The organism is Streptococcus sp. 121 (assembly GCF_016458205.1).
Classification (GTDB): domain Bacteria; phylum Bacillota; class Bacilli; order Lactobacillales; family Streptococcaceae; genus Streptococcus.
The window spans coordinates 13,966-39,402 of record NZ_JAEMED010000002.1 but is presented as its reverse complement, the minus strand read 5'-3'; the positions used below and the strand labels follow the sequence as shown (position 1 = coordinate 39,402).

Below are 25,437 nucleotides of genomic sequence, written 5' to 3'. Positions count from 1 at the left end.
AAGCTGAAATGATTTTTCCCAAAATCGACCTCGCTCTTTTTATTGTTAGGCTCAGGTACAAACAGTCTCTTCCCAGACTGTTTGTATCACCTTCGGTCTAAAGGCATGGTGAATGCCTGTAGAGTTTATAGATGAAATGAACGAAGTTCATGTCAAAGTTGATTCGGTTATTTTCGGAGGTCAAAGAGTCAGGCATTGACTCTTTGAGTATCTGGATAAGAGAACATGAAATGTTCTCTCAATAAAAGCGAACGAAAGTACCAATCAACCACTGTGTCAAAGTGAATTCACTAACTAAAATAGGATGGTTGAGACTTTTGTCCCAACCTCCTCAGTAAAAGCAAACAATTGTTATTTGCTTCGCACTCCTATCTGATACCTCAAACAGCCTTTTAGCTGTTTGACCGAATCAAGCACTGCGTCAAAGAGTTTTTGCTAAATAAAAGTTCGAGACTGGTACTTTGTACTCAGCCCCTTTTCTTATATGAAGACTAGGAGGACGGTGGAGATGAAAGGGAAAATTTTGACAAAACTTGTGTTTATAAATGTTCTATTTTTAGCAACCGCTTATCTCCGTAGCCTACTTTGGGGACTCCCTTTCAAATGGTGGATCAGTATGGGCTTGGCTAACGGTTCCTACTTGGTTTTGAATTGGCCCTGGAGGAAGGGAAGGCATTCTAATACTCATTGACTTTCAAAATCTAACATTGTCAAGCCTCTTCGATGAATTTTAGTTCAACCTTCATCGGCTTTTCTCGTCATTTTTTTGAAATTCCTCGAGTATTCTGATTTTGAATGTTGCTAAGTCTAAGAGGTAATTCGAGCTTGTTTTTGGGTTACGGGAGGTCAGATGGTATAATAGGACTATGGCAAAGAAAAAGAAATCAACAGGAAATAAAACAAGGAGGCCCAGTAAGGCTGAACAGGCTAGGCAGGCAGCAATCCGGCGGATGTTTATCTCTCTGGGGTTGGCTGTTCTGATCATCATAGCCCTCCTCCAAGTGGGGGCTTTTGGGCGTACCCTTTATAATCTAGTGCGTTGGGGTGTGGGGAGTCTTGCTCCAGCCCTCTTAGTCGCTATTTTCATCTATCTTTTTACTTTCAAGTGGTTACGAGATCGTCCAGGATTTTGGCCAGGTGTGGCCGCAGTTTTAGCTGGGTTACTCTTGATTTGGCAAGCCTATTTTGTCAGTGGCCTGCCGCAAGATATGCCTGTTCTCACTGGTCACCTCAGTATTTTGACCAGTGAGCTGCTGAGCTTGCAGGTGACGCAATTTGTGGGTGGCGGTCTTCTGGGACTTTTCCTTTACATTCCCGTAGCATCTTTATTTTCAAACATAGGTTCCTATTTTATTGGAATTCTTTTCTTGGCACTGGGAAGCCTGCTCTTGAGCCAACTTTCGATCTACGATGTGGGCGATTGGCTCTTGAATACGTATCACCAATTAACCGAAGCAGGTGAAAGCCTTTATTTGCGGGAGCGCCAGCGACGGCTTGAAGCAAAAATAAAAAAAGAGGAAGAAGAGCAAGAGTTGGCTGTGACCTATGAAAAAGAGCTTGCTCCTCAAGCCCCTCTTCCACCAGTAGACTTGGAGACAGGTGAAATTCTGGAAGCAGCACCGCTTCCAGAAGAACCGGCCATCTTCTTGGAAGAAGTAGAGACGATGGAGGAAGAGGACGAGATGCTGCCCCAAGAGGAGGTAGTCTTTGATCGTTCACCAATTGTCAGCCAGTATGTTGGTTACCGACTTCCTTCAATCGACCTGTTTCCAAGAGAAAAAGCCAAAAGTCAAGCTAGAGAACAGCAGCAGGTCAGAGATAATATCCGGATTTTGGAACAAACCTTCGCCTCTTTTGGAATTGATGCCAAGGTGGAGCGCGCTGAAATTGGACCATCTGTGACCAAGTATGAAATAAAACCAGCTGTCGGAGTCCGTGTTAACCGAATTTCGAATCTAGCGGATGACTTGGCCCTAGCCTTGGCAGCCAAAGATGTGCGGATTGAAGCACCGATTCCCGGCAAATCCTTGGTGGGGATTGAGGTTCCCAATAGTGAGGTGGCGACTGTCGGCTTCCGGGAACTTTGGGAACAAGCCAAGGTCGATCCAGGTAAACTATTAGAATTGCCTTTAGGTAAAGCTGTAAATGGTCAGGTTCGCAGTTTTGATTTAGCCAAAATGCCACACTTGCTTGTTGCCGGTTCCACAGGTTCCGGAAAATCCGTTGCGGTCAATGGGATTATCGCCAGCATCTTAATGAAGGTTCGTCCGGATCAGGTCAAATTTTTGATGATTGATCCTAAAATGGTGGAGTTGTCAGTCTATAATGACATCCCCCATCTCTTGATTCCAGTCGTAACCAATCCCCGCAAGGCCAGTCGTGCTCTGCAAAAGGTCGTAGATGAGATGGAAGATCGCTACCAACGTTTTTCCAAGGTTGGAGCTCGCAACATCCAAGGCTATAACGAACGGGTGGCCGCCCACAATGCGGAGTCTGATTTGAAAGAAGTGCCGCTTCCTTTGATTGTCGTGATTGTGGATGAGCTCGCCGATTTGATGATGGTGGCTAGTAAGGAAGTGGAAGATGCCATCATTCGCTTGGGTCAAAAGGCGCGTGCAGCGGGGATTCACATGATTCTGGCGACGCAACGTCCGAGTGTGGATGTTATTAGTGGGCTGATTAAGGCCAATGTCCCGAGTCGGGTAGCCTTCGCGGTATCCAGTGGAACGGATAGCCGGACCATTTTAGATGAAAACGGGGCTGAAAAGCTCTTGGGACGAGGCGACATGCTCTTTAAACCAATCGATGAAAATCATCCCGTGCGTCTCCAAGGTTCCTTTATTTCGGACCAAGCGGTTGAGACTTTGGTGAACTTTATCAAGGACCAAGCAGAGGTGGATTATGATGAAGCCTTTGACCCAGGAGATGTCAGTGAAGCGGATGATTCTGGTAGTGGTGGTTCTAGTCAAGGAGATCCGCTCTTTGCCCAGGCCAAAGCCCTGGTGATTGAAACTCAAAAAGCATCGGCCTCCATGATTCAACGGCGTCTTTCCGTTGGCTTTAATCGGGCTACACGTTTGATGGAAGAGTTGGAACAAGCCGGTGTTATCGGGCCCGCAGAAGGAACCAAACCGCGTAAGGTTCTTATAACTCATATGGAGGAAGAATAGAGTGAATTTTACTGGAGTAGATCACATTGCCATTATTGGTCATGATGCCGATCGAATGTTAGAATTTTATGTGGAACACCTTGGTTTTTCCATTCTTGAAGATCACGTCCGACCTGAAAAAGAAGATCGCTTGATTTTAGTTGAAAAAAATGGCTTGGTTTTGGAATTATTTGTGAAGCCCCGGGCTCCCAAAAGACCAGCACTGCCGCACCCTGAACATACAGGTTTGCGACATCTCGCTTTTAAGGTTGAGGACGTTGAAGCAACTTTAGCCTATTTTGACCAAGTGGGAATTTCCCACCAAGGTCTGCGCTATGACGACTTTAACCAGAAAAAGATGGCTTTTTTCTTTGATCCAGACGGTCTTCCCTTGGAGTTGCATGAATAACAAAAATAGTTCAGCCATCGGCTGAACTATTTTGCTTGGAAAAAAAGAGAGAGGGTCATGGCCACATACATAAAGATCATGAGTAAGAAAGAAAGGCGCCAGTAATATTTGAAGAATTTTGGATAGTAGAAGGTTCGGTAGCGGATGAGGAAGTAGCAGATGAGAATCAGGCCTAATCCGCCCATGGCTACCCCCAATTCTGGCAATAGATGATGATAAAAGGCCTGGTCTGATACCCAATAAAAGGCGTAGGCAAAGAGGGGAACCATCAAATCCATGGCCCGTATCCCTAGCTTATGAATGGGGAGTAGCCGGGTTAAGAAAAGACTGAGAACAGGAATCCCTACCAGGAGGGCTAGGGCAAGTAGTTGTAAAAAAAGCATGGGTCTACTCCTCTGACGTTTTCCTCCATTTTAACATGGAAAGCCTTTTTAGGGCAAAAATTTAAAAAGAAAAGAAGTTTCTACTTGCATTTTCTTCAAAAAGCTGTATACTAGAAAGGTATGCGACTCGCATACTTGTGGGAGGTAAAAATCTTTCATTACCGCCAAAACCACAAAGGAGGATTTAAAAAATGGCTAAAAAAGTCGAAAATATTGTTAAATTGCAAATCCCTGCCGGTAAAGCGACTCCAGCTCCACCAGTTGGTCCAGCGCTTGGTCAAGCAGGTATCAACATCATGGGATTCACCAAAGAGTTTAACGCTCGTACAGCTGATCAAGCTGGTATGATCATCCCAGTTGTTATCTCTGTTTATGAAGATAAATCATTTACATTCGTAACAAAAACACCTCCAGCTGCTGTTCTTCTTAAGAAAGCTGCAGGAGTTGAAAAAGGTTCTGGTACTCCAAACACTGAAAAAGTAGCAACTGTTACACGTGCTCAAGTACAAGAAATCGCTGAAACTAAAATGCCAGATTTGAACGCAGCGTCTGTTGAAGCAGCAATGCGTATGATTGAAGGTACTGCTCGTTCTATGGGATTCACTGTTGTTGACTAGGGAGTCATACAGAACTAAGTAGGAACTACTTAGTTCGTTGTATGACCCCCGCACAGTTGATTAGGTGTTTTCAGAACTGAAAAGTGAATGAAAATACCAATCAACCACTGCGCATAGCTTTCAACTTCTGAAAGGTTTTTGAGAGCTGGATTTCAACAAATAGAAGGAACCCAAAACCCGCAAGACTTCATCATTTCGATGAGTGACGTGGGAGATGAAAATCGATTGAACCACTTACAAGGAGAAAGATAAAATGGCTAAAAAAAGTAAAAACCTTCGTGCTGCCCTTGAAAAAATTGACAGCACAAAAGCATACAGCGTAGAAGAAGCTGTAGCTCTTGCAAAAGAAACGAACTTTGCAAAATTTGATGCAACTGTTGAAGTTGCTTACAACTTGAACATCGACGTTAAAAAAGCTGACCAACAAATCCGTGGTGCGATGGTCTTGCCAAACGGAACTGGTAAATCACAACGTGTTCTTGTTTTCGCACGTGGTGCGAAAGCTGAAGAAGCAAAAGCTGCTGGTGCAGACTTTGTTGGTGAAGAAGACCTTGTTGAAAAAATCAACGGTGGTTGGTTGGACTTCGACGTTGTCGTTGCAACACCTGATATGATGGCACTTGTTGGACGTCTTGGACGTGTCCTTGGACCTCGTAACTTGATGCCTAACCCTAAAACTGGTACTGTTACAATGGATGTAGCAAAAGCAGTTGAAGAGTCTAAAGGTGGTAAAATTACTTACCGTGCAGATCGTGCAGGTAACGTGCAAGCAATCATCGGTAAAGTTTCCTTTGATGCTGATAAATTGGTTGAAAACTTCAAAGCTTTCCACGATGTTATCGTTAAAGCGAAACCAGCTACAGCTAAAGGTACCTACATGACAAACGTAACCATCACTACTACACAAGGTGTTGGTATCAAAGTAGACCCATCTTCTTTCTAAGAAGGGGTTCTGAAAAGAGGCTAGAACTAGGGTTCTAGCCTCTTTTTTGGTATAATGGAGAAAGTACCGAGAAAGGTGAACTTATATGAAGAAAATTCTAGTAGTAGATGACGAGAAACCCATCTCTGATATTATAAAGTTTAATATGACCAAGGAAGGTTATGAAGTTGTAACAGCCTTCGATGGTCAAGAAGCCTTGGAAGTCTTTGAAGCAGAACAACCGGATATTGTGATTTTGGATTTGATGTTGCCTGAGATTGATGGATTAGAAGTAGCTAAGACCATTCGTCGTACCAGCAATGTTCCTATTATTATGCTGTCAGCTAAGGATTCCGAGTTTGACAAGGTCATTGGTTTGGAAATTGGAGCTGATGACTATGTTACCAAACCCTTTTCCAATCGAGAATTGCAGGCGCGTGTTAAGGCAGTGCTGCGTAGAACAGAATTGATTGCGGATGTTCAAGAAGAAGAGGGCAAACCAAGTGAATTGGTGATCCGTGACCTTAAGATTTTTCCGGAAGCCTTTGTGGCCCATAAGCGGGATCAGGAGTTGGAGTTGACCCACCGTGAATTCGAATTGCTCTTGCATTTAGCTTCACACGTTGGTCAGGTTATGACTCGCGAGCATCTTTTAGAGACTGTCTGGGGCTATGACTACTTTGGAGATGTCCGCACAGTTGATGTCACCATTCGTCGTCTTCGTGAGAAAATCGAAGATACCCCAAGCCGTCCTGAATACATTTTGACTCGCCGCGGTGTCGGTTATTATATCCGTCATGATCATTAGAATTCGCGATTTCCTCTTTACCAGTGATATTATTTTTGCTCTGATCGTTATTGCTTTTATCATCGTTGTTGCTCTTTTAGCTTTTGAAAATCGAAAAGACAATCAACGCATAAAAAAATTGAATGATAAGATCGAAGAGCTAATTGCAGGTCAACATACCCGTTTGGAAATGGATTCGCAAAATCCGGATATCCAAGAACTGATCACATCCGTCAATGATTTGTCGGATGTGATTCGGGTTACACAGGAAAATCTGGAGCAAGAAACAACACGCTTGTCCAGTGTCCTATCTTATATGACGGATGGGGTCTTAGCAACCAATCGGAAAGGGGAAATTACCCTCATTAATGACATGGCTTCTAAGATGTTGGGGGTCTCAGAAGAAACTGCATTGGGGCAATCCATTTTAAGCCTGTTGGAAATTGAGGATCGTTACGATCTTCGACAATTAATTGTGGAGACACCAGAGGATACCATTGATAGTCAAGATGCCAATGGTGAATATCTGACCTTGCGTGTCCGGTTTGCTTTGGTAAGACGGGAAAGTGGCTTTGTTTCTGGTTTAGTGGCGGTTTTGCACGATACGACCGAACAAGAAAAAGAAGAACGGGAACGCCGACTTTTTGTATCCAATGTTAGTCATGAGCTCCGAACTCCTTTAACCAGTGTCAAATCTTACTTGGAGGCTTTAGAGGATGGAGCACTGACAGAACCAGTGGCACCGGAATTTATACATGTGTCCCTAACAGAGACCAACCGGATGATGCGGATGATTACAGACCTCTTGAGTTTGTCACGAATTGATAACGAGGCTAGTGATTTGGAAGTTGAACTCATTAATTTCACAGCATTCATGACTCACATTCTCAATCGCTTTGATAAGATTCGCAGTCAGGAGGAAAGCAAGCACTATGACATTGTTCGCCAGTACCCGATTTCCCCTATTTGGATCGAAATTGATACCGATAAGATGAATCAGGTCTTAGATAATATTCTCAATAATGCCATTAAGTATTCACCTGATGGAGGAAAAATTACAATCTCCATGCGGACCACTGATACTCAACTCATTATTGTGATTTCCGACCAGGGTCTAGGCATCCCGCAAAAAGACTTGCCACGAATCTTTGACCGCTTCTATCGAGTGGATAAGGCGCGTAGCCGGGCCCAAGGTGGCACCGGCCTAGGCTTGGCCATTGCCAAGGAAATTGTAAAGCAACATCATGGATTTATTTGGGCCAAGAGCGACTATGGGAAAGGCTCCAGCTTTACCATTGTGTTACCATACGAAAAAGCCCTCTCCGAGGATGGAGATTGGGACGATTAAACAGGAGTAGATGCAGACAGTGACAGATAAAGGATTTCAGTATAGTATTTTAGCCTCAGGTTCAAGTGGCAATTCATTTTATGTAGAAAGTGAAAAGAAACGAATTCTAGTGGATGCTGGCTTGTCTGGTAAAAAAATTGAAAGTCTGCTTGCCGAGATTGATCGAAATGCCAGTGATTTGGATGCCATTTTTGTAACCCACGAACACAAAGACCACATCCATGGCGTAGGAGTTTTGGCTCGAAAGCATCATCTCGATATTTACGCCAACCAAGAGACTTGGGATGCCATGGAAGGTCACCTAGGAAAAATCGCTACGGAGCAAAAACATATTTTTGAAATGGGGAAAACCCTGACTTATGGGGATTTGGATATTGAGAGTTATGGTGTTAGCCATGATGCCGCTGCTCCTCAATTCTACCGCTTCATGAAGGATCAAAAAAGTTTTGTCATGCTGACAGATACAGGCTATGTTAGTGATCGTTTAGCAGGTCTCATTGAAAACGCAGATGCCTATCTCATCGAAAGCAACCACGATATTGAAATCCTTCGCAGCGGCCGCTATCCCTGGTCTCTCAAGCAGCGCATTCTTTCAGACAAAGGCCATTTGTCAAACGAAGACGGTGCAGAGACCATGATTCGAACCCTTGGTAATCAAACTAAGAAAATCTATCTCGGCCACCTCAGTAAGGAAAACAACATCAAGGAATTGGCCCACATGACCATGGTCAATAACCTTGCCCAAGCCGATTTAGCAGTAGGACACGATTTCCAAGTTTTAGATACATCTCCAGATCAGGCAAGTCCTCTTACACGAATATGATTCAAGAACGCATAGAACTTACATGATTCTATGCGTTTTTATGTACACACTTTCCTTTTTTCGAATGAATAGGAAAAGGAGATAAAAGTGTCATGAAAATAGAAAATCTAGGCTATAAGAGTGCTCCTGAACTCTTTGGATTATTTTTGATTTTTAGGGATGAATATGTAGGTTTCTTTGATGTTCGAGTTGAAGAAGAGAGACCTGTTTATCTACCGTTCTTGCGAATGGATCTAAATCATTTACTGTATTTTGCAAAAGGAAGTGATAAGGAACAGATCCTCTTAAAAATACAAAGGGGAGTAATTGATAGAAAAGTTTTTTATGAACGAAAACGAGAGTTTGATCAACTGTTTGAATATGGAGTTCAAACACCAATTCAAATCGTGACCAACGAATCCGATGCTTATTTCCATATTATCAATCGACATCCGGAAATGTTTACTGATGACGCTACTTCTCGTATTTATGAGACATTGGTTTATCCTAATGAAATCTTTAGAACAAAAGATAAGTATGGGAATGAAGCAATCTCTTATTTCAAACCTATAAAAAATCAAAAAACAGAACTCATGGTTGTCACTAGAAATGGTATAATTACGGCATATGAAGCAAAGCCCAATTATGTACAAAGACAGAAGAGGAAAGGAGAACAAATATGGTCCCAAAAGTAACATTTACATCTTACTACCTAGATGAGAATATAGGTAGTGCATTTATCGAATTCAGTAAACGCGAACCAGGTTTATATGGCGAATTCGATATCCCAGAAGATATCAAAACGATTGTTTATTATAAGGAAGCTCGAGACGGTACCTATCAATATATTGAAGTTGTTGCACCAGAGGTCTTTATAAACACTCCCGAACTTGTTGATTTTGAAGTTAATGGTTTTAATATTCGAACATTAATAGTAGAGGCCTACGCAAAAAATTATCTGGGTGAAGACCGGTCACAATTTAAAATTTCTTAACTTGTAGCGTGAGTAATGCCAAACTAAAAAGACCATTCGGGTCTTTTTAGTTTGGCTGTAAAAATATTCTTGTAATTATGATGTTATTCCAGTACTGAAATGGAGCCACTATCTGTCTCAACTAGTATTTCAACTGATGGATTTGAGATGTTTCTATACCGAGTTGGCAGGTCTATATCATCATTGAAAGAAGATTGACCGGTGAGTAGCGTTGTAGCTTCTTGATCTTTTGATAGAAGAATTTCAATATCTCCATTTTCAGAAATAAGGGTATTTTTTCCTTTGAAAATACTGTGATCAACCCAAATGGAATCCTCTTGTGCCTGTAGTTGGACGGAATTGTAGAGTCCTTCGAGAAGAGTAATAGGAGAGAGTTCAGACATAATTAAACTATTTTTTAGTTGGCTTCTGTCAAGAGTAATTTCTCCCATTTCCGTTTGAATTGTGGCCTTTTCGGATCGTGTCTGAATAAGATTGATATCGCCATTTTCAGAATGAATCTGTAAATCGGAAAACTGAAGCTTATTTATTTCTACACTTCCATCTTCTGATTGAATGGTTAAGCTTTGAACACTACCATCGGTAGGTAGAAAAAGGTAAACAGTGCCAGGCTGTTTCTGTTTTGGATGTTGTAGAATATGATACAAGGCTTTAAGACCTTCAATAGTGACAGTAGGTGACTTTTGCTCAATATTGTCTGTAAGAATAAATGAATCTTTTTCTTCTTTAATTTGAAAGTTTTGTTGATCAGATTCTGTTAGTGGAGCATATTGGAGGTGAATTTGATTATCCTTTGAAGGAAGGATAGTCAGATTGTATCGAGTTAAGTCAATTTGAATTTGTTTTTTGGTTTGAAAATGCCATTCCTCCGTAGGGGTTGTAGCATAAATCTTGTCAAGTTCTTTAATGGCACCATTAGAAATCGCTAATACAGACACGCAAGCCCCAATAAGAATTAGGAAGAGAGAAAGAAACCATATTTTTTTAAATTTCATCGTTTGTCTCCTTTCAAACTAGTCCGGTAGATCCACCCTAGTAGTTTTACAGTTGAAGCCCCAATGGAGTACGTAAGTAAGCATAGTAGGCTACCCAATCCAAGAAGGAAAGTCCCTGCTCCAATTCCAAAAGCAAAACTTGCAGGACTGCTTATAAGATTTCTAAAAGATTCGTAAAAAGCCGAAATGCTGGTCAGGATACCAGTCATTCCAAGGATTAATAATGTAAATAGAAAGGCTCCAAATAGGGCTAAAATAGTGAAGAGCAGAACTATGAAGAAAAGAGCTATAGGAAAGGCAAGTGGGGAGGCCAAAATTACAAGAGTAATCAAAGTTGGGATTTTCCAAAAGGTTCTTTTTGTTGGTTGACTAGCTGAAAGTTCTTTGTCTAATAGATTTTGAATCAAATCATAAGCGGCTTCTTTGGGACTTCCCAACTCCTCCATTAAGGCAGCTTCATTTTCAGGTCCAGCGTCCTCGAAGTATTCTTGAAAATGTTCGATTGCTTCTTGATAATCCTCTCTAGGTAATTTTCGTAAATAATGGTCTAACTGTGCAAGATACTCATCTTTTTTCATTTTTTAAACTCCCTTCTAAAATCTTTGAAATGGTTTTAGTGTATTCTAACCATTCCTTTTTTAAAAAATGCAATTGTTCCTTACCAGAATCGGTTAGGGAGTAATATTTGCGCTTTCGGCCTTGGTGCTCTTCGGAATAGGTTCGCAGAAATCCATTTTTTTCAAGTTTTTTTAAAATAGGATAGAGCGTAGATTCCTTGATGTTTGCAAGGAGCTTGATGGTTTGACTAATTTCATAACCATAGGAATCCTGCTGGTCAACAATAGCCAAAATGAGAAACTCCGTTAATGGAGATGGAACTGGGAAATACATGTCATCACCTCTTTATATATAAAATTTCTATATATAAATTTTATACCTATCTGGGAGAATCGTCAAGAGATATGTAAAAATTTTATATATAATTTTTCCGTCCTCTTCTCTCAAGTATTATTATTTGATATAATACGAAGAAAAAAGGAGGCGAAGATGCGTTTTGAAGAGATGTTGCCTGGGTTAAGGGCTAAGAAGAAATATGTCCGTCAGGGATGGAGTGGGGCTGAAAATTTTGTGCAGCTTTTTGACCATCTGGAAGTGGAAGGACAGATGTTGGAAGTGACACCCTATTTCTTGATCCATGTATCTGGAGAAGGTGAAGGGTATTCTATGTGGAGTCCAACTCCTTGTGACGTGCTAGCTGAGGATTGGGTTGAAGTGGATGACTAGGAAGGTCTTGATTACGGGAGTTTCCTCTGGCATTGGCTTGGCCCAGGCCCAGGCTTTTCTGGAGTTGGGAGACCAGGTCTACGGGGTGGATAAAGACCCTGCTCCGGAATTAAAGGGAGACTTCCACTTTATGCAGGTGGACTTGACCCGAGACGTGGAGGCTGTTTTTTCTTGGGTCGGGCAGATTGATGTCTTGCTCTTGACTGCTGGAGTTCTTGATGCCTATACTCCGCTTCTGGACATGTCCAAGGAACTTTGGGACAAGGTCTATGAAACAAATGTCCGTGTGCCCATGGAAATGAGTCGTCACTACCTGTCGAAAATGGTACGGAAGGGGCACGGAATCATTATCACCATGTGCTCGATTGCTAGTAAGACAGCGGGTGGCGGTGGTGCAGCCTACACCAGCTCCAAGCACGCGCTGATGGGTTTGACCAAACAGATGGCTCTGGACTATGCCGGGACTGGGGTTCAAATTTTTGGAATTGCTCCAGGTGCGGTGCAGACTGGGATGACCCGGTCGGATTTTGAACCGGGTGGCATGGCTGAGTGGGTAGCTAAGGAAACCCCTATTCAGCGTTGGACCCAGCCAGAGGAAGTGGCAGAGTTAACAGTCTTTTTGGCAACTGGCAAGATGGCTTCGATGCAAGGAGCTATTGTGACCATTGATGGGGGATGGACCTTGAAGTAGGAAGCTTGAGTCTGGCTCGGGCTTTTTTCTATTTAAGGGAAAAATGCTATAATAGGGGATGAGTACGACAAGAAATAGAGGAATGAATATGTCAAATTATGCCATTATCCTAGCAGCTGGAAAAGGAACACGGATGAAATCCGATTTGCCCAAAGTGCTTCACAAGGTTTCTGGAATTACCATGTTGGAGCATGTTTTCCGGAGTGTCTCTGCACTCGTTCCTGCCCAAACGGTGACGATTGTTGGACATAAAGCAGAGATGGTAGAGCAGGTACTGGCGGGGAAAACCCACTTTGCTTTGCAGGAGGAGCAGCTAGGAACAGGTCATGCGGTCATGATGGCTGAAGCGTTTTTGGATGATTTGGAGGGGCAAACGCTGGTGATTGCAGGCGATACTCCCTTGATCACGGGTGAAAGCCTCAAGTCTTTGGTGGACTTCCATATTAATCATAAGAATGTAGCAACGATTTTGACTGCCGAAGCGGACAATCCCTTTGGTTATGGGCGCGTGGTTCGGAATGCGGATGGTGAGGTTCTGAAGATTGTCGAGCAGAAGGATGCTAGCGATTTTGAGCAACAGATCAAGGAAATCAACACCGGTACCTATGTCTTTGACAACCGCCGACTTTTCGAAGCCCTCAAGGACATCAACACGGATAATGCCCAAGGGGAGTACTACCTAACCGATGTTATCGGCATCTTCCGCCAAGCAGGTGAGAAGGTTGGAGCTTATATGCTTCGTAATTTTGAGGAAAGTTTAGGGGTTAATGACCGTTACGCACTATCCATTGCAGAAAATGTCATGCGTCATCGCATCAACAAGGGACATATGCTCAATGGGGTGACCTTCCAGAACCCAGCGACAACAAGCATCGACATTGATGTAGAGATTGCCGGTGATGTGGAACTGGAAGGCCAGGTGACCTTACGGGGAAACACCAAGCTTGAAGCGGGTGTCTATATCAGTGCGGGATCTTATCTGGTGGACAGTCACGTCGGTGCCAACAGTCAGATTACCCATTCCATGATTGAGGAATCAACCATTGGCCAGGATGTCACCGTGGGACCTTACGCACATATTCGGCCAGGCTCCAGTTTGGCTGATACAGTTCATGTCGGAAACTTTGTCGAGGTCAAGGGTTCTAGTCTAGGTGCTGGTACCAAGGCTGGCCATTTAACCTATATCGGCAATAGCAAGGTTGGGCAAGATGTCAACTTCGGAGCTGGAACGATTACGGTCAATTATGACGGTCAGAATAAATATGAGACGAAGATTGGCAATGGTGTTTTTGTTGGTTCCAACTCAACCTTGGTGGCTCCGCTAACGGTTGGAGATCATGCGCTATTGGCTGCTGGATCTACGATTACAAAAGACGTGCCGGAGAATGGATTGGCACTAGGGCGATCACGTCAGGTCAATAAGGACGAGTATGCCAAGAAATTCCCACATCATCCTGAACAAAAGGGGTAAGCTATGAATTTTGAAGAAAAAACAATCAGCCGCCAGGAAATTTTTCAGGGCCGTGTTTTTCGGGTAGCAGTAGACCAGGTGGAGTTGCCAGATGGTAAAGGGACCTCCACACGCGAGTTGGTTTTTCATAATGGTGCGGTTTGTGTGTTGCCGATTACCAGCGACAATAAAGTAATCCTCGTCAAACAGTACCGCAAGGCGATTGAGGGAACCAGCTTGGAAATTCCTGCTGGAAAATTGGAAATAGGAGAAAATGCCGATCCCAAGGCTGCGGCTCTTCGGGAGTTGGAAGAAGAAATTGGTTACACAGCAGATTTGGACTTGCTATATGATTTTTATACAGCCATTGGTTTCTGCAATGAAAAGGTCAAACTTTACCTGGGTCGGAATTTAAGCAAGGTCGCTAATCCCCGTCCTCAAGATGAGGATGAGACCCTGGCTCTCTATGAGCTTGACTTGGAGCAAGCTTTGGCTGCTATTGAGTCAGGTGATATCTGTGATGCCAAAACCATTATGGCCATTCAGTACTGGCAAATACTGGAAAAGGGGAAAGGCCTATGACCGATCGACAACCATTTGATCCAGAATTGTATGAAGAAACCGAACCACTGGACTTGGATTTGTTAAACAAGATTGACCGATTAGAGGTGGAACCAGAGGTTCGAAAAAGTCGGCAGGCCGAGAACCAAAAGCGGGCGCGTTTTCAACACACCCTGAATAAAATTCTTTTTTGGCTGATACTCCTGTTAGTATTACTGCTGATTTTTATGTTTGTATTGTAGGAAAGTAAGAAAATGAAAATTGGAATTATTGCGGCGATGCCGCAGGAACTGGCAACCCTCTTGGATAACTTGGAAAATGCCCAGAAACACCTTCGCCTCCGTCAGGTTTACCACACAGGCCATATTGGACGACACGAGGTAGTTTTAGTGGAGAGTGGAATCGGGAAGGTCATGTCAGCCATGACAGTTGCCATTCTAGCCCAAGACTTCAAGGTGGACGCGGTGATTAACACCGGTTCGGCTGGAGCGGTAGCTCCAGGCCAGCAAGTAGGGGATGTCGTCCTTGCGGATCGTTTGGCCTACCATGATGTGGATGTGACTGCTTTTGGCTATGCCTATGGTCAAATGGCCCAACAACCGCTTTACTTTGAAACCAGTAAGTATTTTCAGTCGGTTTTCAAGGAAGTGTTGGAGGAACAGGGACAAGCCTATCAAATGGGACTGATCGCGACAGGGGACTCCTTCGTGGCATCGTCTGATCGTTTGACTGAGATTAAAGCTGCCTTCCCAGATGTATTGGCTGTCGAAATGGAAGGAGCCGCCATTGCCCAAGCTGCTCACTCCATCGACCTACCAGTTATGGTGGTTCGTGCCATGAGTGATACAGCTGAGCAAGATGCGGCGATTTCCTTTGATGAATTCATCGTGGAAGCTGGCCGTAAATCTGCTCAGGTTTTGGTCGTCTTTTTACAAAAATTAGTGTAGGGATTGTTAGTGAGACAGGGATTGTTGTCCCAGTCTCCTTTTTTGGAGAATTAGGATCGTATGAGTATTTTAGAAGTTAAACGTTTGAGTCATGGGTTCGGGGATCGAACCATTTTTGAAGATGTGTCCTTCCGTCTTTTAAAAGGGGAACACATTGGCCTAGTGGGGGCTAATGGGGAAGGGAAGTCCACCTTTATGAGCATTGTGACGGGCCAATTGCAGCCAGATGAAGGGCAGGTTATTTGGTCCAAATATGTGAAGGCTGGTTATCTGGACCAGCATGCGGTGCTGGAGCCTGGGATGACGGTTCGCGATGTTTTGCGGACAGCCTTTGATGATCTCTTTAAGACAGAGGCCCGGATTCAGGAAATCTACATGGAGATGGCGGAAGCCAGTGATTATGATGCCTTGATGGAGGAAGTTGGCGAGCTGCAAGATCGCCTGGATAGCCGTGATTTTTATAGTTTGGATGCCAAGATTGATGAAGTCGCGCGGGCCTTGGGGGTTGCTGATTTTGGCATGGAGTCTGATGTAACTGAACTCAGTGGTGGGCAGCGGACCAAGGTTCTCCTAGCCAAATTGTTGCTGGAGAAGCCAGACATTCTCCTCTTGGACGAACCTACCAACTACCTAGATGCCGAGCACATCGATTGGCTCAAACGCTACCTCCTTAATTATGAAAATGCCTTTATTTTAATTTCGCATGATATTCCCTTCTTAAATGAGGTAATTAATTTGGTTTATCATGTTGAAAATCAAGACTTGGTGCGCTACAGCGGGAATTATGAGCAATTCCAGGAAGTCTATGCCATGAAGAAGGCGCAGTTGGAAGCAGCTTATGAGCGCCAGCAGAAGGAAATCGCCGACCTAAAAGACTTTGTGAACCGCAACAAGGCCCGGGTAGCGACTCGAAACATGGCCATGAGCCGTCAGAAAAAGCTGGACAAGATGGACCTGATCGAATTGCAGGCTGAAAAACCAAAACCGCAATTTGATTTTAAAGTTGCCCGAACACCAGGCCGCTTCATTATCCAAGCCCACGGACTGGAAATTGGCTATGACCGCAAACTGGCCGGTCCACTGGATTTGACCTTTGAACGCAATCAGAAAATTGCCATTGTTGGAGCCAACGGAATTGGGAAAACCACCCTCCTCAAGAGCCTCTTAGGCCTGATCCCAGCACTGGCTGGACAAGTGGAGGAAGGAGAATTTATCGAACTCGGCTACTTTGAACAAGAAGTACCTGGAGGCAATCGCCAAACGCCACTCGAAGCCGTCTGGGATGCCTTCCCAGCCATGAACCAAGCCGAAGTCCGCGCTGCCCTAGCCCGCTGCGGCCTCACCACCAAGCATATCGAAAGCCAAATCCAGGTCCTCAGTGGAGGCGAGCAAGCCAAGGTCCGCCTCTGCCTGCTCATGAACCGTGAGACCAACGTTCTTGTCCTAGACGAGCCAACCAACCACCTAGACGTGGATGCCAAAGACGAACTCAAACGTGCCCTCCAAGCTTACAAAGGCAGCATCCTCATGGTCTGCCACGAACCAGACTTCTACCAAGGTTGGGTCGATCAAGTCTGGGATTTCAATGAATTGATTTAGGAGAAACCATGATTGAAAGCATTATTCAAGACATTTTGAAATTTCGCAATGAGCGTGGCTGGGGCCAAGCCCACAGCCCCCGCAACCTTGCCAGCTCCATCATCATTGAAGCCGCAGAACTCCTGGAAAACTACCAATGGGGCGAAGAGTATTCAGACCCTATCAATGTCCAGGAAGAAATCGCGGATATCCTGATTTACACCTTCCTGTTGACAGACAAACTCGGCTTAGATGTTGAGACCATTATCCAAGACAAACTCAAGAAAAATGCCCTGAAGTATCCAGTGGCTAAGGAAGATGACTAGGTGTTGAGGGGATACTCCTTAAATTTCAAAATCTAATGTTGTCAAGCCTCTTGGATGAACTCATTGATTGTGTACTTTGAACGCTTTATTGCTAATGTTCAACAGTTCTTACAGTCCTGTTGAACTTGCCTCATCGGCTTTTCTGGTCATTTTTTGAAAGATTCAAGTATTCCGATTTTGAGGTTGGTTCAGTATAAGCTATTGTAAAAACATCATGAAACCTAAGCATAGAGGAGAAAATACTGATGGTGATTGAAAATAAACTGGGGATTAAAGATTCCTTAGAATTAGCACGCATTGAAGAAAAGATGACTAAAGAACGCGCAAAAGAAATATTTGATGAAAATCTTTTATTAGAAAAGACGGTGGGTAGTTTTGAAACACTAGCTTTTATTCACTATCACCTCTTTCAAGACCTCTATGATTTTGCGGGCCGTATTCGAGAAGTTACTATCAGTAAAGGAGGATTTCGATTCGCCCCAGTCCTCTATCTCCCGCAAAGTTTGGCTAGTATTGATCAGATGCCACAGGAAACCTTTGATCAAATTCTTGAGAAATACGTGGAGATGAATGTCGCCCACCCTTTCCGTGAAGGAAACGGCCGTTCCATGCGGATTTGGTTAGACCATATCTTGAAACATCAATTGAGACAAGTCGTAGACTGGTCTCAGGTAGGCAAAGAAGATTATCTCTTGGCCATGGAAAGAAGTCCCATTCGAGATATTGAAATTAAGCACGTCCTAAAAGCGGCACTGACAAGTTATGTGGACAACGCTAGCTTGTACATGAAGGGAATTGACCATTCTTATGCTTATGAAGGTTATTCTTTGTTTAGGACCGAAGACCTGTAAACGGAATTCTTTCATTGATCAAAAACACAGCCAATCACTATCAATTGGCTGTGTTTTTAAATATGGGAGAGATTCTAAAGCTCTAGAGTCGATAAATCTTCGACTTTTAAATTGAAAAAGAGTATACTTGAGAAGTAGAAAGTTACAAAGCGGGGCGAAAATCTTATTTTGGAGGTAATGCGTATGCAGAAACCACCTAGAAAGAGAGACGCTATGAGTGTTGAAGCAGCCATTGGGCTTATGCTTCAGTTCGGGATTGACTCCTGACACTTTTGACATTGATTGTCCTATGCTTTCATCGTATGAACAAAAAATGACAAACAGCCGCTATGAACTTGACTGAGTGATTAGCGGCTGTTTGTCGTATAACATTCGTCCCGTCTTTAAAACGGTCTACATTGAGGTTGAGTTACTACCCTCAACCTCTTTCATAACAAGTATAACAAATGATTCTAGGAATGGCAAAAAATTTGCGGTTGAGGAGTTAATCCCAATCGCGATCACTTAGAATTGTCTTAGTAGATCTGTAATCGATTTAGATGTTTGGATGCGTGGATTTATTCAAATAGATGACTTGGACGCATTCGTATGTAGGAACCCTGGTGAATATCTTTTGAGGAAGGTATTTACCAGGGTTTTTGGTTTGAAAACACCTAGTTTTGAGGGTTTATTCCATGCTATAATGAACATAGGAAAATTTCGATTGAGACTATTTGTTTAGGTTGAAAATCGGATTTAAGTGAGAATAGACAGGAGGACTGATTTGAAAGAAATCGATAATCGACGAACACTGTTGGGACAAGTTTTGAAAGAAGAGTTGGCTTCCGGCAGTAGGGTGAAAATTGCTGCTGCGACTTTTTCCATATACGCTTATCAGGCTTTGAAAGAGGAGTTGGAAGGTATTGAGGAGTTGCAATTCATTTTCACCCAACCGACTTTTACCAATCATGACTTCAAGGAAGAATATCGAGAGTATGCGATTCCTAAGAAAATAAGAGAATCAGCCATTTTAGGAGCTGAGTATGAACTTAAGCTTATGAATGAACTGACTCAGAAGTCATTGGCTAGGGAATGTGCAGACTGGGTTCGAAATAAAGTTCGATTCAAGTCCATAACAGTGGATGAGACCATTGAAGATGGAATTCGCATTGAAACAGATGCAGTCAAGGCTATAGACCGATTGAAAAACTTTGATCGAAAAGAACTGGGGTATGAGACCTCTCTTTTCCAATCTAGCAGGAATCTTCATACGGAACCACAGAGTCTAACCTATCTAAGGCATTTTGAAGAGTATTGGGATAATGACGAGTATTTCCGAGATGTGACGGAAGAGGTCTTAGACAGCTTGACTTTAGCCTATAAGGAACATTCACCAGTGTTTCTTTATTACGTCATGCTTTACCATATTTTCAGTGACTTCTTAGAAGATATGAATGCAGATTATTTGCCGAATGAACATGTCCAATATAAGGAAACTAAAATTTGGAATCTCTTATATGATTTTCAAAAAGATGCTGTTAAATCAATCATTTCAAAATTAGAAACCTTTCAAGGATGTATTCTGGCCGATTCAGTTGGGTTAGGGAAAACCTTTACTGCATTAGCGGTTATGACTTATTACGCCTATCGTGGTAAACGGATTTTGGTTTTGTGCCCGAAAAAACTAGAGAATAACTGGAATATGTATCGTCATGACTATGTCAATAATCCTATCTATGACCGCTATCTTCAGTATGATGTTCTTTACCATACAGACTTGAGTCGCGATAAGGGGTAGTCGAATGGAATTGATTTAAGCTTAAATCGTTGGGATACCTATGATCTAGTCGTTATTGATGAATCGCATAACTTTCGGAATGGTGGTTCATCGGATTCGGATGAAGAAAATGGGAAGGAAAATCGCTATTCGCGATTGCTGAATCGGATTATCAAAAAAGGTGTACCAACCAAGGTACTGATGTTATCGGCGACACCCGTCAATAATCGATTCAATGATTTAAAAAATCAGTTAGCTTTGGCCTATGAAGGGAATCTGGAGGAATTTGACGGACGCCTTCAGACCAAGAAATCAGTCAACGATATTTTCCGATCTGCTCAGCTGGCCTATAATCAATGGAGTAAACTCCCAATAGAAGAACGAAGCACACAAGCCCTTCAGAAAAGTTTGGATCTGGATTTCTTTAAACTGTTGGATAGCGTAACGATAGCCCGAAGTCGGAAGCAAATTCGTCAGTTTTACGATTCCAAAGCTATCGGAGATTTCCCGAAACGGTTAGCTCCGAAAAATGTGTATCCTGATTTGGTGGTCAATCAAGAGGAGCTTACCTTCGAAGAAATTTATGAGCTATTAGAAAAACTGTCCTTAACCATTTATCAACCAACCTTATACATCCATCCTTCTAAAATTCATCTTTATGAAAAAGAAGGAAAGGGAGGGCTAACCCAACTCGGACGAGAAACGGGAATTAAAAAATTGATGATGGTCAATCTTCTCAAGCGATTAGAAAGCTCCATCGAAGCCTTCCGCTATACGCTGATTGATGTTGTGAAAGCCTATGTGGATCAGACTTTAGCTGCTATTGACGCCTTTGAAGAGGCTAAAGTGAATGGGACCTTAGAAGTTAAGAATATCCCAGAATCTGAATTGGATTTTGAAGACAGTAATCAGGACTTTTTGATTGGTAAAAAAATCACCATAAACTTAGCGGATATGGACTATGTGACTTGGAAACGGGAGTTACTCGAAGATCAGGTAATTTTAACTGAGCTTGAAAGGAAGATTTCAAAGGTGGATGCAGAGTCTGATCAGAAACTTCAAACCCTTTATCAGATCATCGATGAGAAGATGAAAAATCCTCTCAATGGAGGAAATAAAAAAATCATCATTTTCTCTGCTTTTGCGACAACAACCGATTACTTATACAAACAAGTAAGCCGATATGCTTTGGAAAAATACGGATTACATACAGCTCAAGTATCTGGAACCAAAGGTTTAGAGACAACCTTAGCAATTCCTCATAAGGATCTGAACAGTCTGTTGACCTATTTCTCACCCAAATCAAAACAAAGAGAATTGCTTTTCCCGGATGATCAGCGAGAGATTGATATTCTGATTGCGACAGATGTCATTTCTGAAGGTCAAAATTTGCAGGATGCGGATACCTTGATCAACTATGATATCCACTGGAACCCAGTCCGCATTATCCAACGTTTTGGTCGGATAGACCGGATTGGAAGTCAGAACCAATACATCCAGATGGTCAATTTTTGGCCGAATGTGACGTTGGATTCCTATATCGATTTAAAGGCGCGTGTGGAATCACGGATGAAAATTTCTGTCTTAACGTCAACAGCTGATGATAATCTGTTAAGTCAAGAGGAAGTAGCTGAAAACAATTACCGCAAGAAGCAGCTGGAGCGTTTACAAAAAGAAGTCGTTGATCTCGAGGAAATGAGTGAAGGGATTTCCATTATGGATTTAGGTTTGGAAGATTATCGCCAAGATCTTAAACGCTATTTGGAGAAACACCCTGATTTAGCAAAGGTTCCCAAGGGAATTCAAGCAGTTGTTGAAGTGGACCAAGCAGAGAGACAAGGAGCTATTTTCCTTTTGAAACAAAAAGGAGAAGAGACGGCTCTCAGTCGCCAAAATAGACTTCATCCTTATTATCTTCTATATCTGAATCAAGAAGGACAGTCCGTCTATGCCCTCAATGATGCACAAGCTCTATTGGAAGAAATTCGTCATTTGACCCAAGGTCAAGACCAGCCTCAAGATGATTTGGTCCTGAAGTTTAAAAAGGAGACGGATGATGGGGCCAAGATGGATCTGTACACCGACTTGCTGCAGCAGGGGTTACAAAGTTTAGAAGAAGGGGAAGAAGCGAGTTTTCTCGATGAACTCTTCTCGATTGATACACTTGATTTCATGGAAAGCGGCATTACCGAGTCGCAAGACTATGAATTGTTAGCCTTCATAGCCTTGATGAAAGGAGACCAAGCATGACTTTTCCAGCAGCCACGAAACTCCCTCAAGCTAAGACTTTGTATAAGCCTTATTAAAAAGGAAATAAGGACTTTTTAGATCGATTAGGTTTGACCCAGAATGAAAAACAGCTTTTGCGACAGCAGATTTCACAAATCAGTGTGACCCACCAGCTGGATTCCAAAACCCTGAATATTCCTCCGGGTAAAGAGGTTAAACAGATTATCGTTCTCGAAATCCAATTGTTACAGGAAAGCATAGACCTGGAAATCTTAGCTACTTTTGATACCCATCTTGGCTTTTACAGTCTTTTTGAATTGGTCTATCCTGATGGCAGGAGATCAACCCTTATTCACTTTAAGCAAAAACGAACCAATCCTAAAGATGGACGCAATTATAAAATTATCCGCAGCTTCCAGACGGAGCAGGAACTTGAGCTGGATTTTCAAGAACGAGACTTGGATGCCTTTTATGAAAATTTAGTTCAAACAACCGGCCAAGCTACTTTGGTTGGAAATGACGAATCGAACCTTCAAGAACGCATCCAGCAAACGGATCAATTGGCCAAATTAGAAATGGAAGCCAAAAAATTGGAGAAGAAAATGTTCGCCGAAAAGTCCATGCGCAAGCAAATGGACTGGCGCAAACAACTTCAACAAGTCCAAGCCCAAATCGACCTGCTAAAAAATGGTTAAAAAATCGTAAAAAAGTATTGACACCTAAAACAAAGGAGCTTACCATGAACAGAACAGAACAGAACAGAACAGAACAGAACAGAACAGAACAGAACAGAACAGAACAGAACAGAACAGAACAGAACAGAACAACTCGGAGACTACACTCAAGTTGAAAAAGTAGACCTAACTTCTAAAGATATTCTTTCAGATAATATTCAGAAAATTGGTCAACTTTTTCCTGAGGTTCTGACAGAAACCCGAGACCAAAATGGCGTCCTCAAAACTGCCATTGACTTTGAAAAACTAAAAATCTTCCTAGATCGGGACCTTGCCCAAGGGCGAGAAACCTATGAGTTTACCTGGGTCGGCAAGCGCCAAGCGATGGCCGAGGCAGGTAAACCGACGACAAAAACCCTGAGACCAGATCTTGAGGAGAGTGTTGATTTTGAAAAGTCTGAGAATGTCTTTATTACAGGTGACAACCTTGAAGTCCTAAAAATTCTACAAGAATCCTACCTAGGTAAAATCGATATGATTTATATCGATCCACCCTATAATACAGGGAAAGACTTTGTCTACTCCGATAAATTCCAAATGAGTGAAGAAAAACTTGAAGAAGAGTTGGAGATAATAGATGAGCAAGGTCAAAAGAAAATTGGCCTAACTAAAAATGAAAAAACTTCCGCCCGTTACCACTCCGACTGGCTTAATATGATGTACCCCCGCCTCGTCCTAGCAAGAAACCTTCTCAAAGAAAGCGGCGTTATCTTTATTTCCATTGACGATAACGAACAAGCCAACCTAAAAGCCATCTGCGATGAGATATTTGGGGAGGAGAATTTTGTGGCAGATCTAATCTGGACAACTAAAAAAGCAGCTCAGGGAATGACTACTAAACAGATGATTGTAAGTAATCACGAAACAATATTAGTTTATTCTAAATATTGTGATTTATTTTCATTTGAAGGTATGGATAGAGATGTTGAAAATGGTTTTTCAAATCCAGATAATGATCCGAGAGGTTTATGGAAAAGGCAATATTTGCAACGTTTAGGACAAGGTTTACCAATTAGGAGACTTATTGATCCAAATAGTGGTAATGTTTTTGAATTTGAGACTCCTTATACTCAAGAGAAGATAGACGAATGGATTAAAGACAATAGAATAATTTTTCCAGAGAGCACAGACAAGTATCCGATAAGAAAAGAATTTATAAATGAATATAAAAATAAGCAACAGCTAGTGTCCTATTTCGGTTACTATCCTACAAAAGCAACGACAGAAAAACTATATCAATTATTTCGTGGAACCAAAATTTTTACAAATCCCAAACCTGATAACTTAATTTTAGACATTTTAAGATATACCTATAAGTCTAATCTAGATGCTATAGTCCTTGACTTTTTCGCTGGTTCAGCCACGACCGCAGATGCTGTTATGCAGTTGAATGCGGAAGATGGTGGGAATCGGAAATATATTTTGTGCACTTTGAATGAAGAGGTAGCTGAGAAGTCAGCTGCTAAAGAGGCTGGTTATCAAACGATTGACCAGATTTCACGTGAGCGGATTCGTCGGGCGGCTCAAAAAATTCAGGAGGAGCATCCGGAAACGATTGGAAAACTGGATGTTGGTTTTAGGGCTTACATGTTAGATAGTTCGAACTTTAAGGATGTTGGGCAAAAGCCTGGAGCCTTTACGCAAGAGAATTTATTTGACAGTGTCTCCAATATTAAAGAAGGGCGGAGCGATTTTGATTTACTTTTCCAAATCATGCTCAATTGGGGGATGGAGTTGTCTCTACCTATCGTTCAAAGTGAGATAGAAGGTATTCGTGTCTTTGATGTCGCAGATGGAAGTCTATTTGCCTGCTTTGCAGACGACATGACCGAATCAGTTATCCGTAAAATCGCCAAGGAAAGACCACTGCGTGCTGTCTTTAAAGATGAAAGCTTTGCTAATTCTGCTGGTAAGATTAACTTGATGCAGATCTTTAAAGAAGAATCACCGGAAACGAAAGTGAAGGTGGTTTAGTATGGATTATAAGGATTTTAAAGATCGGGATGTAAGTTATGAAATAAACCTGAAGGCTAAGACAATTACTACTGTTAGAACCGCAAGAGTTTTAGCAAGTGAGCGTTTGTATTCTTATGCCAAAAAATGGGAATTTATTTTTCTTTTTATGAATTTAATCTCAGCAAGTTTACTTGTTTATTCCATTGTAATCGAAGCAGATAGTAAGAATAGTTTGCTAATTTCTTCGATATTTTCAATTTATACATTATTTATTCAAAGCTTTGTATCGAAACTCAATTATAATGAGCGGGCATTAAAATTTCATTATCATCAACTAGACTTAGAGAATTTTCTATTAGCGAATAAGTATTTATTGTTAGATTCTACAGGTCGTAGTGATGAAGAGAAGTTGGATGAGCATGAAAAGATTATGAAACTGTACCAACTTAGTCTCCAAGGAATCGAAAATCATAGTAATTTAGATCATAAAAAAGCTACAAAGCGAAGTAAAAAAATGGAAAAAGAAGGAGGAAGTGGTTTCCTTAGTAATATAGAACAACGTTTGATATATGCCGATTTTAGTTTGGATAATCTATTTGTGAATATTCAGCCTTTTTTCATTGCTGTTTTTGTGTATCTATATATAAATTTTAGATAGGAGACCAGAT

At 42.2% G+C, this 25,437-nt stretch carries 26 protein-coding genes and 1 pseudogene; 23 read left to right on the top strand and 4 right to left on the bottom strand.

What is annotated here, in order from left to right:
* Window positions 1–866 precede the first annotated feature (866 nt).
* Entirely contained in the window at window positions 867–3,170 is a 2,304-nt protein-coding gene (locus JEQ21_RS00630; RefSeq protein WP_199363544.1) for a DNA translocase FtsK, read from the top strand.
* A gap of 1 nt (window position 3,171) precedes the next feature.
* Complete coding sequence (gloA2, locus tag JEQ21_RS00625; RefSeq protein WP_199363543.1) at window positions 3,172–3,558, top strand: SMU1112c/YaeR family gloxylase I-like metalloprotein; 387 nt, start codon at window positions 3,172–3,174, stop codon at window positions 3,556–3,558.
* A gap of 26 nt (window positions 3,559–3,584) precedes the next feature.
* On the opposite strand, the gene JEQ21_RS00620 is transcribed toward gloA2, so the two are convergent.
* Window positions 3,585–3,941 (bottom strand): DUF3397 family protein, encoded by a 357-nt coding sequence (locus JEQ21_RS00620; RefSeq protein WP_199363542.1) that lies wholly within the window; start codon window positions 3,939–3,941, stop codon window positions 3,585–3,587.
* Between the two features lie 191 nt (window positions 3,942–4,132).
* Between JEQ21_RS00620 and rplK the strand changes: the two genes are divergently transcribed.
* The 7 genes from rplK (at window position 4,133) to JEQ21_RS00585 (ending at window position 9,411) form a co-directional block, all read left to right on the top strand.
* Window positions 4,133–4,558 (top strand): 50S ribosomal protein L11, encoded by a 426-nt coding sequence (rplK, locus tag JEQ21_RS00615; protein WP_160333093.1) that lies wholly within the window; start codon window positions 4,133–4,135, stop codon window positions 4,556–4,558.
* Between the two features lie 253 nt (window positions 4,559–4,811).
* Window positions 4,812–5,501 (top strand): 50S ribosomal protein L1, encoded by a 690-nt coding sequence (gene rplA, locus JEQ21_RS00610; protein WP_196967387.1) that lies wholly within the window; start codon window positions 4,812–4,814, stop codon window positions 5,499–5,501.
* An 85-nt stretch (window positions 5,502–5,586) separates the two neighbouring features.
* On the top strand, window positions 5,587–6,288 hold the full coding sequence (yycF, locus tag JEQ21_RS00605) for a response regulator YycF (RefSeq protein WP_199363541.1): 702 nt from the start codon (window positions 5,587–5,589) through the stop codon (window positions 6,286–6,288).
* The gene (gene vicK / locus JEQ21_RS00600; protein WP_199363540.1) at window positions 6,278–7,615 is read left to right on the top strand and encodes a cell wall metabolism sensor histidine kinase VicK; all 1,338 of its coding nucleotides are present in this window, start codon (window positions 6,278–6,280) and stop codon (window positions 7,613–7,615) included. The genes yycF and vicK overlap by 11 nt, the downstream gene beginning before the upstream one ends.
* A 19-nt stretch (window positions 7,616–7,634) precedes the next feature.
* Window positions 7,635–8,438 carry an MBL fold metallo-hydrolase gene (locus tag JEQ21_RS00595; protein ID WP_199363573.1) on the top strand — a complete coding sequence of 268 codons (804 nt, stop codon included), beginning with the start codon at window positions 7,635–7,637 and terminating at the stop codon, window positions 8,436–8,438.
* Between the two features lie 92 nt (window positions 8,439–8,530).
* Complete coding sequence (locus tag JEQ21_RS00590) at window positions 8,531–9,112, top strand: hypothetical protein (RefSeq protein WP_199363539.1); 582 nt, start codon at window positions 8,531–8,533, stop codon at window positions 9,110–9,112.
* Window positions 9,097–9,411 carry a hypothetical protein gene (locus tag JEQ21_RS00585; RefSeq protein ID WP_199363538.1) on the top strand — a complete coding sequence of 105 codons (315 nt, stop codon included), beginning with the start codon at window positions 9,097–9,099 and terminating at the stop codon, window positions 9,409–9,411. Before JEQ21_RS00590 ends, JEQ21_RS00585 begins: the two co-directional genes overlap by 16 nt.
* Before the next feature lie 83 nt (window positions 9,412–9,494).
* Here the strand turns inward: JEQ21_RS00585 and JEQ21_RS00580 are convergent, their stop codons facing one another.
* Genes JEQ21_RS00580 through JEQ21_RS00570 form a run of 3 tightly spaced genes read right to left on the bottom strand, consistent with a single transcriptional unit; the run spans window position 9,495 to window position 11,297 of the window.
* Window positions 9,495–10,406: a DUF4097 family beta strand repeat-containing protein gene (locus tag JEQ21_RS00580; RefSeq protein WP_199363537.1), complete on the bottom strand. Its 912-nt coding sequence runs from the start codon at window positions 10,404–10,406 to the stop codon at window positions 9,495–9,497.
* Window positions 10,403–10,984: a DUF1700 domain-containing protein gene (locus JEQ21_RS00575; RefSeq protein WP_199363536.1), complete on the bottom strand. Its 582-nt coding sequence runs from the start codon at window positions 10,982–10,984 to the stop codon at window positions 10,403–10,405. Before JEQ21_RS00575 ends, JEQ21_RS00580 begins: the two co-directional genes overlap by 4 nt.
* On the bottom strand, window positions 10,971–11,297 hold the full coding sequence (locus JEQ21_RS00570) for a PadR family transcriptional regulator (RefSeq protein ID WP_196967602.1): 327 nt from the start codon (window positions 11,295–11,297) through the stop codon (window positions 10,971–10,973). Before JEQ21_RS00570 ends, JEQ21_RS00575 begins: the two co-directional genes overlap by 14 nt.
* A gap of 156 nt (window positions 11,298–11,453) precedes the next feature.
* Here JEQ21_RS00570 and JEQ21_RS00565 point away from each other — a divergent pair, with 156 nt between their 5' ends.
* From JEQ21_RS00565 to JEQ21_RS00505, 14 genes and pseudogenes are all read left to right on the top strand, one after another.
* Window positions 11,454–11,690 (top strand): DUF2829 domain-containing protein, encoded by a 237-nt coding sequence (locus JEQ21_RS00565; protein WP_199363535.1) that lies wholly within the window; start codon window positions 11,454–11,456, stop codon window positions 11,688–11,690.
* Window positions 11,683–12,381 carry a 3-oxoacyl-ACP reductase gene (locus tag JEQ21_RS00560; RefSeq protein WP_199363534.1) on the top strand — a complete coding sequence of 233 codons (699 nt, stop codon included), beginning with the start codon at window positions 11,683–11,685 and terminating at the stop codon, window positions 12,379–12,381. Before JEQ21_RS00565 ends, JEQ21_RS00560 begins: the two co-directional genes overlap by 8 nt.
* Window positions 12,382–12,469: 88 nt before the next feature.
* Window positions 12,470–13,852 carry a bifunctional UDP-N-acetylglucosamine diphosphorylase/glucosamine-1-phosphate N-acetyltransferase GlmU gene (gene glmU, locus JEQ21_RS00555; protein ID WP_199363533.1) on the top strand — a complete coding sequence of 461 codons (1,383 nt, stop codon included), beginning with the start codon at window positions 12,470–12,472 and terminating at the stop codon, window positions 13,850–13,852.
* 3 nt (window positions 13,853–13,855) lie between these two features.
* Window positions 13,856–14,413 (top strand): NUDIX hydrolase, encoded by a 558-nt coding sequence (locus JEQ21_RS00550; RefSeq protein ID WP_196967606.1) that lies wholly within the window; start codon window positions 13,856–13,858, stop codon window positions 14,411–14,413.
* Window positions 14,410–14,634: a cell wall synthase accessory phosphoprotein MacP gene (gene macP, locus JEQ21_RS00545; protein ID WP_196967607.1), complete on the top strand. Its 225-nt coding sequence runs from the start codon at window positions 14,410–14,412 to the stop codon at window positions 14,632–14,634. Before JEQ21_RS00550 ends, macP begins: the two co-directional genes overlap by 4 nt.
* Before the next feature lie 12 nt (window positions 14,635–14,646).
* Window positions 14,647–15,339, top strand: coding sequence for a 5'-methylthioadenosine/adenosylhomocysteine nucleosidase (locus tag JEQ21_RS00540; protein WP_199363532.1), 693 nt, complete (start codon window positions 14,647–14,649; stop codon window positions 15,337–15,339).
* Window positions 15,340–15,399: 60 nt separating this feature from the next.
* Window positions 15,400–16,938 carry an ABC-F family ATP-binding cassette domain-containing protein gene (locus JEQ21_RS00535; RefSeq protein WP_199363531.1) on the top strand — a complete coding sequence of 513 codons (1,539 nt, stop codon included), beginning with the start codon at window positions 15,400–15,402 and terminating at the stop codon, window positions 16,936–16,938.
* 8 nt (window positions 16,939–16,946) lie between these two features.
* Entirely contained in the window at window positions 16,947–17,243 is a 297-nt protein-coding gene (locus JEQ21_RS00530; protein WP_199363530.1) for a nucleotide pyrophosphohydrolase, read from the top strand.
* 245 nt (window positions 17,244–17,488) lie between these two features.
* Entirely contained in the window at window positions 17,489–18,094 is a 606-nt protein-coding gene (gene fic / locus JEQ21_RS00525) for a protein adenylyltransferase Fic (RefSeq protein ID WP_199363529.1), read from the top strand.
* Between the two features lie 763 nt (window positions 18,095–18,857).
* A complete protein-coding gene (locus tag JEQ21_RS09845; RefSeq protein WP_233340665.1) occupies window positions 18,858–19,871 on the top strand; it encodes an SNF2-related protein in 1,014 nt (337 codons plus the stop codon).
* A gap of 135 nt (window positions 19,872–20,006) precedes the next feature.
* Complete coding sequence (locus JEQ21_RS09840; RefSeq protein ID WP_233340664.1) at window positions 20,007–22,100, top strand: DEAD/DEAH box helicase; 2,094 nt, start codon at window positions 20,007–20,009, stop codon at window positions 22,098–22,100.
* 77 nt (window positions 22,101–22,177) lie between these two features.
* Window positions 22,178–22,774: pseudogene (locus JEQ21_RS00515) on the top strand (DUF4391 domain-containing protein); the annotation flags it as partial.
* A gap of 363 nt (window positions 22,775–23,137) precedes the next feature.
* Window positions 23,138–24,787, top strand: coding sequence for a site-specific DNA-methyltransferase (locus JEQ21_RS00510; protein WP_199363527.1), 1,650 nt, complete (start codon window positions 23,138–23,140; stop codon window positions 24,785–24,787).
* A 1-nt stretch (window position 24,788) separates the two neighbouring features.
* Window positions 24,789–25,427 carry an SLATT domain-containing protein gene (locus JEQ21_RS00505; protein WP_199363526.1) on the top strand — a complete coding sequence of 213 codons (639 nt, stop codon included), beginning with the start codon at window positions 24,789–24,791 and terminating at the stop codon, window positions 25,425–25,427.
* Window positions 25,428–25,437: the final 10 nt, after the last annotated feature.

Coding starts and splice junctions, on each gene's coding strand:
- JEQ21_RS00530 (WP_199363530.1), top strand. CDS start 16,947: ATGATTGAAAGCATTATTCAAGACATTTTGAAATTTCGCAATGAGCGT.
- JEQ21_RS00565 (WP_199363535.1), top strand. CDS start 11,454: ATGCGTTTTGAAGAGATGTTGCCTGGGTTAAGGGCTAAGAAGAAATAT.
- JEQ21_RS00620 (WP_199363542.1), bottom strand. CDS start 3,941: ATGCTTTTTTTACAACTACTTGCCCTAGCCCTCCTGGTAGGGATTCCT.
- JEQ21_RS00585 (WP_199363538.1), top strand. CDS start 9,097: ATGGTCCCAAAAGTAACATTTACATCTTACTACCTAGATGAGAATATA.
- JEQ21_RS00535 (WP_199363531.1), top strand. CDS start 15,400: ATGAGTATTTTAGAAGTTAAACGTTTGAGTCATGGGTTCGGGGATCGA.
- JEQ21_RS00590 (WP_199363539.1), top strand. CDS start 8,531: ATGAAAATAGAAAATCTAGGCTATAAGAGTGCTCCTGAACTCTTTGGA.
- JEQ21_RS00550 (WP_196967606.1), top strand. CDS start 13,856: ATGAATTTTGAAGAAAAAACAATCAGCCGCCAGGAAATTTTTCAGGGC.
- JEQ21_RS00630 (WP_199363544.1), top strand. CDS start 867: ATGGCAAAGAAAAAGAAATCAACAGGAAATAAAACAAGGAGGCCCAGT.
- macP (WP_196967607.1), top strand. CDS start 14,410: ATGACCGATCGACAACCATTTGATCCAGAATTGTATGAAGAAACCGAA.
- JEQ21_RS00540 (WP_199363532.1), top strand. CDS start 14,647: ATGAAAATTGGAATTATTGCGGCGATGCCGCAGGAACTGGCAACCCTC.
- vicK (WP_199363540.1), top strand. CDS start 6,278: ATGATCATTAGAATTCGCGATTTCCTCTTTACCAGTGATATTATTTTT.
- rplK (WP_160333093.1), top strand. CDS start 4,133: ATGGCTAAAAAAGTCGAAAATATTGTTAAATTGCAAATCCCTGCCGGT.
- JEQ21_RS00580 (WP_199363537.1), bottom strand. CDS start 10,406: ATGAAATTTAAAAAAATATGGTTTCTTTCTCTCTTCCTAATTCTTATT.
- JEQ21_RS00505 (WP_199363526.1), top strand. CDS start 24,789: ATGGATTATAAGGATTTTAAAGATCGGGATGTAAGTTATGAAATAAAC.
- JEQ21_RS00510 (WP_199363527.1), top strand. CDS start 23,138: ATGGCCGAGGCAGGTAAACCGACGACAAAAACCCTGAGACCAGATCTT.
- JEQ21_RS00570 (WP_196967602.1), bottom strand. CDS start 11,297: ATGTATTTCCCAGTTCCATCTCCATTAACGGAGTTTCTCATTTTGGCT.
- glmU (WP_199363533.1), top strand. CDS start 12,470: ATGTCAAATTATGCCATTATCCTAGCAGCTGGAAAAGGAACACGGATG.
- JEQ21_RS00560 (WP_199363534.1), top strand. CDS start 11,683: ATGACTAGGAAGGTCTTGATTACGGGAGTTTCCTCTGGCATTGGCTTG.
- rplA (WP_196967387.1), top strand. CDS start 4,812: ATGGCTAAAAAAAGTAAAAACCTTCGTGCTGCCCTTGAAAAAATTGAC.
- fic (WP_199363529.1), top strand. CDS start 17,489: ATGGTGATTGAAAATAAACTGGGGATTAAAGATTCCTTAGAATTAGCA.
- yycF (WP_199363541.1), top strand. CDS start 5,587: ATGAAGAAAATTCTAGTAGTAGATGACGAGAAACCCATCTCTGATATT.
- JEQ21_RS00575 (WP_199363536.1), bottom strand. CDS start 10,984: ATGAAAAAAGATGAGTATCTTGCACAGTTAGACCATTATTTACGAAAA.